The sequence below is a fragment of the Microcystis sp. M_QC_C_20170808_M9Col genome (genome assembly GCF_007095495.1).
Classification (GTDB): Bacteria; Cyanobacteriota; Cyanobacteriia; order Cyanobacteriales; family Microcystaceae; genus Microcystis; species Microcystis aeruginosa.
Map to the genome: position 1 here is coordinate 23,232 of NZ_SFBZ01000310.1, position 6,000 is coordinate 29,231.

Consider the following 6,000-nt stretch of genomic DNA (forward strand, 5'->3'; position numbering starts at 1 on the left):
AGATAGAAGTTAAAAATTGGCAATTTACTTGATGTTATGGCTTCCTTACGCGATATTCTCAGTTACTATCGCAATTATCAAAAAGCCGCCTTTTTGAGCATTGCTGCATCCAGCGTCTTTGAAATTATCGATCTGATGGTTCCCTACGCTGTCGGACAGATTCTTAATGTTCTTTCCGATCAACCTTTAGATGGATTCGTGCAATCTTTGGTCGATCGCACCATGATTTTAACTCCCTTTGCCTCAGAAAAGTGGGTTAGTTTGGCAGTATTATTAGGCTTAATTTTCCTAACCACGGTAATTAAAGCACCAATTCAGCCTTGGGTGGGTGTATGGTTTCACTGGGAAATATCCTTAAGAGCGCGACGAGATCATCTCAACAAAATTATTGCCAAAATTCTCACCTTACCCCTATCTTTTTACGATGAAAATAATCCAGGACGCATCGCTAACCGGATCGCCAAAGGGATAGAAAATCATACTTGGACTTATCCCGAAGTGGCGGGAATGATGATCCCAAAATTGTTTAGAGTTTTCGGTATCTTTATTTTTATTTGGGTAATTCAATGGCAGATCGCCCTTGCTTTTCTTATTTCTTTTGTATTAATTGTAGCTTTTATTTTGAGAGATTTAAAAGATTTAATGCAAAAAGAAAGAATTCTGGATCAGCACATCGAAAATACCCAAAGTCGCAATTCTGAGATTATTACTAATATCAAAACTGTCAAAGCTTTTGCCACAGAAGGACAAGAATTATATCGTCAGAAACAGCGTTTAGAGAGAGAATTTACCTACGTTATCTATCGCATTCATAAGGGTTATGTGGACTTAATTACTTGGGAAAAAACCCTCGTCCAAGCTAGTTTATTTGGAGTATTTTTCTTTACTCTCCTAGCCACCGTTCAACAGAAAATCTCGATCGGGCATTTTATCACCACCTATACCCTCGCTAGTATGGCCTATGCGGAATTAGATCCCCTATCCCAAATGGCAGAAACTTTCGCTCGTCGCTATGCTTCTATGGCACGTTTACAGGAATTTATCAACTTGCCTAGTGGCACTGATGCTGGTAGTCTTTTAGCCGATCATGCCCAACACAATCCCTATCATTTTACGGGGAAAGTAGAATTAAGTAATCTTAGCTTTGGCTATAGTCCTGAAAGAAGGATTATAAAGGATATTAATCTTCTGATTGAACCCTATCAAACCGTGGCATTAGTGGGAAAATCTGGTTCAGGAAAATCCACTTTAGTTAAGTTACTTTTCCGCTATTTTGAACCGAGTCAAGGGCAAATTCTGATAGATGGCGAGGATATTAGTCGCTTGGATGTGACTTGGTATCGGCGACGGTTAGCGATTGTCCATCAAGAAGTAGATGTGTTTAATGGTACGGTGTTAGAAAATCTCACCTACGGTAATCCTAATATTAGCTTTGAGAAGGTAGAAGAAGCCTGTAAAATTGCCCGTGTTGATGAATTTATTCAGGAATTACCTAATGGTTATTCCACTATTGTAGGGGAAAGGGGCGTGCGTCTTTCGGGGGGACAAAGACAGCGTTTAGGAATTGCTAGGGCGTTAATTGTTGATCCAGATGTGTTAGTTTTTGATGAAGCCACTTCTAGCTTAGATTATGAGTCAGAAAGAGCCATTCAACTAGCCATGAAATCCATCTTAGGCACTCGCACCACGATTATTATCGCCCACCGTCTCAGTACTGTTCGAGAAGCTGATCAAATTGTCGTCTTGGATAATGGTCGGATTGTCGAGATCGGTAGCCATGACCAATTATTAAATCAGCAGGGAATCTATCAACGTCTCCACTCTTTACAAGAAAGCGGTGAACTGGTTTAGTTTTAAGATAGTCCCCGATAGCAGACCGAGAAAATATGATCTAATGGGAGTTGATCACCATGTCTAACGAAACCGTTACCTATTCCCTAGAAGCTGTTTTGACTAGGATTGAGGGGAAAATTGACAATCTCCAAAAAGATGTTAACCAAAAATTTGAAAGTCTCCAAAAAGATGTTGACCAAAAATTTGACACTTTCCAAAAAGATGTTAACCAAAAATTTGACAAAATCGACGAACGGTTAAATAAGCTAGAGGTAGGACAGGCAAAGTTAACCGAAAAGGTTGAGGGAATCGATAATCGCCTAAAATCAGTGGAAGGAACCCAAAAAAATCAGGTCTGGACATTAATTATTCTTTTGGCAAGTGCGATCGCTACAGCCGGTTGGAAAGTATTTTTTTCAGGTAATCCCTAGAATTAACCTGTGGCTATTAGTCACAGTTTCAAGTTTTGTCATCCCAGAAAAACGATCTTCTCGAACAACCTCGAACTGGTTTAGTCTTAAAATAGTCCCCAATAGCGGACCGAGAAAATATATCTAATGGAAGTTGATACCATGTCTAACGAAACCGTTACCTATTCCCTAGAAGCTGTTTTGACGAGGATTGAGGGGAAAATTGACAGTTTCCAAAAAGATGTTAATCAAAAATTTGACAAAATCGACGAACGGTTAAATAAGCTAGAGGTAGGACAGGCAAAGTTAACCGAAAAGGTTGAGGGAATCGATAATCGCCTGAAATCAGTGGAAGGAACCCAAAAAAATCAGGTCTGGACATTAATTATTCTTTTGGCAAGTGCGATCGCCGTTGCTTTCCTGACAACCTTCTCAAAGATTTGATCTAATCTCAGACAGAATTGACACACCCCACGCCGTTTACGACGTGGATTCTTCTAGCATCACTGCTGTGAATTTCTGGCTCAACGAGTCCACTTGAATTAGATTCCTGGCGAAATCCCACCCAGAGGTGGTTCTCTCCTCAGACTTTCGCGACCTTACAGAAGCCTGTTTTCGGGGGACCCGACGATACAGTTCCAAACCTCTAAAATAATTGGTTTCTTTGGTACTTGGTGCTGAGAGCTTTTACCTATAGGAGCATTCCCCTAGAGAACCCCATAACTCTAGTTTTCAAGGTGCGTTCATCGGTTGATGACTGGGTTTTTTCAGCGGTTGCTTACTCTGCCCGCTATTTTTAATATTATACATCCTATAAAGTCGCCCTCAAAGGGCGAGGCTTTAAACCCAATTTTTCGGTAAGCCGGAGGCAATTACCAACTCTTTATATGCGAGAATAGCCTGTGTGAAAAACCTAGGTAAGTGTTATGGTTGCACCTATGCAAAATAGGCAGTTTAACGGGTTGTCTAGCCAAGAAGCTGGCGATCGCTTGAAACAGCATGGCTACAACGAACTGCCCTCAACCCAGCATCGTACTTTTTTAAGGATCGCCCTAGACATTATCCAAGAGCCGATTTTCTTGCTCCTGATTGCCTGTGGTGTCATCTACCTCTTTTTGGGTGATGCTCAAGAAGCTCTGATTTTGTTGGGGTTTGTCTTTTTTATTATTGGCATCAATCTTTACCAGGAGCAAAAAACGGAACGTTCTCTAGAAGCACTGCGGGACTTATCCAGTCCTCGGGCCTTGGTGATTCGAGATGGGGAGCGGCAGCGGATTGCGGGGCGAGAAGTGGTACAGGGCGATTTGATCGTGGTGGAGGAGGGCGATCGCGTTCCTGCGGATGCGATTTTGCTGTGGTCGACTCACTTGACGATTGATGAATCGCTGTTAACCGGAGAGTCTGTTCCGGTCAGGAAACGCACCATCCAGCTGGAAGAAGACCCAGAGAAACTTTCAGCAACCTTGAGACCGGGTGGAGACGACTTACCCACTGTCTATTCTGGTACTCTTGCGGTACAAGGGCAGGGCATTGCCCAGGTGCAAGCAACGGGCATACATACTGAAATGGGAAAAATTGGCAAAGCTCTGCAAACGGTTGAACCGGAAGACACTGTCTTACAGAAAGAAACCCGTCGCATTGTCGGTAAATTGACGATGATTGCGCTTGCCATTTGCGCGGCGGTGGTCGTGATTTATGGACTAACCCGGGACGATTGGTTGCATGGCTTTTTGGCAGGATTAGCGCTGGCAATGGCAATTTTGCCCAATGAAATTCCGGTGGTGCTGGCCATCTTTCTGGCTCTGGGAGCGTGGCGATTCTCGCAAAAACAGGTACTAACTCGTCGCATTCCAGTGGTTGAAACCCTGGGTTCTGTCACCGTTCTTTGTGTCGATAAGACTGGAACCCTGACATTGAACCAAATGGCCGTCAAACAATTGTTGGTTTACAGCGGCTCCAATGCTTATCTGTACGATGTGACGCTCCACGAGCGCGAACCCTTGCCCGAAGTCCTTCATCCCCTGATCGAGTTTGGCATTCTAGCGAGTCGCAAAGATCCCTTTGACCCGATGGAGAAAGCGTTGCAGCAAATTGGTTGGGATTACCTGGCCAAGACTGAACACCTGCATAGCGATTGGCAACTACTGCGCGAATATCCCCTGTCCACCGATCTCTTGGCCATGTCCTGTGTCTGGGAATCCCTGACGGGGGAGCTTACCGTTGCGGCAAAAGGGGCCCCAGAAGCGATCGCTGATCTCTGCCATTTCAGCCCGATTCAACAACAGGAGCTTGCCGAACAGATCCAGTCCATGGCCAGAGAAGGTTTGCGAGTTCTGGGAGTCGCTCAAGGACGCAAAATTGGAACATTACCCAAAACTCACGCTCTTGAGTCATCTGGGCCTCTAGCCTACTTGGAATCTGACGATCGCTTACCTGTGCAACAACACGACTTTGAGTTTGAATTTGTGGGACTCATCGGCCTGGAAGACCCGGTGCGTCCTACTGTTGCACCTGCGATCTCCGAATGCTATGGTGCGGGAATTCGCGTTGTGATGATTACGGGTGATTATCCGGTAACAGCCCAGAACATTGCCCGTCAGATTGGACTCAGGCCTTTAGACAAGGTGATCACTGGCAGGGAACTGGAGCAAATGGGTGAGTCGGAACTGCGCGATCGCATTCAAAGCACCAACATCTTTGCCCGTGTCGTCCCCGAACAAAAACTATTGATTGTCAATGCACTGAAACGCTCCGGTGAAATTGTGGCTATGACCGGTGATGGTGTCAACGATGCCCCGGCCCTCAAGTCTGCCCATATCGGCATTGCCATGGGTGAACGGGGTACGGATGTAGCGCGCGAGTCTGCCGATTTGGTCCTGTTGAAAGATGATTTTTCGTCCATCGTCGAATCGGTCAAACTGGGAAGACGTATCTTTGACAACCTGAAAAAGGGGATGGCCTATACCTTGGCCGTTCACGTTCCGATCGCCGGTATGTCCTTGATTCCAGTCATGTTTGGCTGGCCCTTGGTGCTACTCCCGATCCACATTGCCTTTCTGCACTTAATTATCGATCCGGCCTGCACGGTTGTGTTTGAAGCTGAACCGGCAGAAAGCGATATTATGCGTCGCCCCCCCCGTAATCCCAAAGAACCCTTGTTCAGTCGTCGGACGTTGCGATTGGCCTTGCTTCAAGGGATCAGCGTTTTAGTGGTACTGCTTATTGTATTCGCGATCGCCTATAACAACGGCAATAGTGAATTTGATGCTCGTGCCTTAGCATTTACGACATTGATTATCTCCAACCTCGCTATGATCTTAACCAATCGTTCCTGGTCCCGAACGATTCCAGAAATGCTCCAAGCTCCTAATCAGGCTTTGTGGTGGGTGATCGGCGGTGGACTCCTGTTTTTGGGATTAGTTCTCTATGTTCCCCTGCTACGACACCTGTTCAGCTTTTCATTTCTACATACTGATGATTTGCTGGTCAGCTTAGTTTCTGGAGTTGTCAGTATTTTCTGGTTTGAAGGACTAAAACTGTGGAACCGTCGGCACTTGAACATCCAAAAATAAAAAGCATCATAGATTCCACGATCGGTTACAAATTGTTGCAGCAGTGCGCTATGTAGGGTTTGCGGCAAAAAGTTTTTCCTGGGGGCAGGGTGTGGGGTGTGGGGTGTGGGGTGTGGGGTTTTACCAGTTTTGAGGTGGCCAATTACCTAATTTTCAGGGAAAAAGTGCCTAAATTTCCCCCCGAT

4 protein-coding genes are annotated in these 6,000 nt (G+C 45.2%); all 4 read left to right on the forward strand.

Translation table 11 applies throughout. The features are described from left to right. Positions 1 to 36: 36 nt before the first annotated feature. Entirely contained in the window at positions 37 to 1,851 is a 1,815-nt protein-coding gene (locus tag EWV68_RS19685; RefSeq protein WP_125730597.1) for an ABC transporter ATP-binding protein, read from the forward strand. Between the two features lie 59 nt (positions 1,852 to 1,910). Then, positions 1,911 to 2,264: a DUF4164 family protein gene (locus EWV68_RS19690; RefSeq protein ID WP_012266708.1), complete on the forward strand. Its 354-nt coding sequence runs from the start codon at positions 1,911 to 1,913 to the stop codon at positions 2,262 to 2,264. Between the two features lie 141 nt (positions 2,265 to 2,405). Further along, positions 2,406 to 2,687, forward strand: coding sequence for a DUF4164 domain-containing protein (locus EWV68_RS19695; RefSeq protein ID WP_221275565.1), 282 nt, complete (start codon positions 2,406 to 2,408; stop codon positions 2,685 to 2,687). Between the two features lie 482 nt (positions 2,688 to 3,169). Continuing rightward, a complete protein-coding gene (locus EWV68_RS19700) occupies positions 3,170 to 5,815 on the forward strand; it encodes a cation-translocating P-type ATPase (protein ID WP_287170782.1) in 2,646 nt (881 codons plus the stop codon). The last annotated feature ends 185 nt before the right edge of the window (positions 5,816 to 6,000 follow it).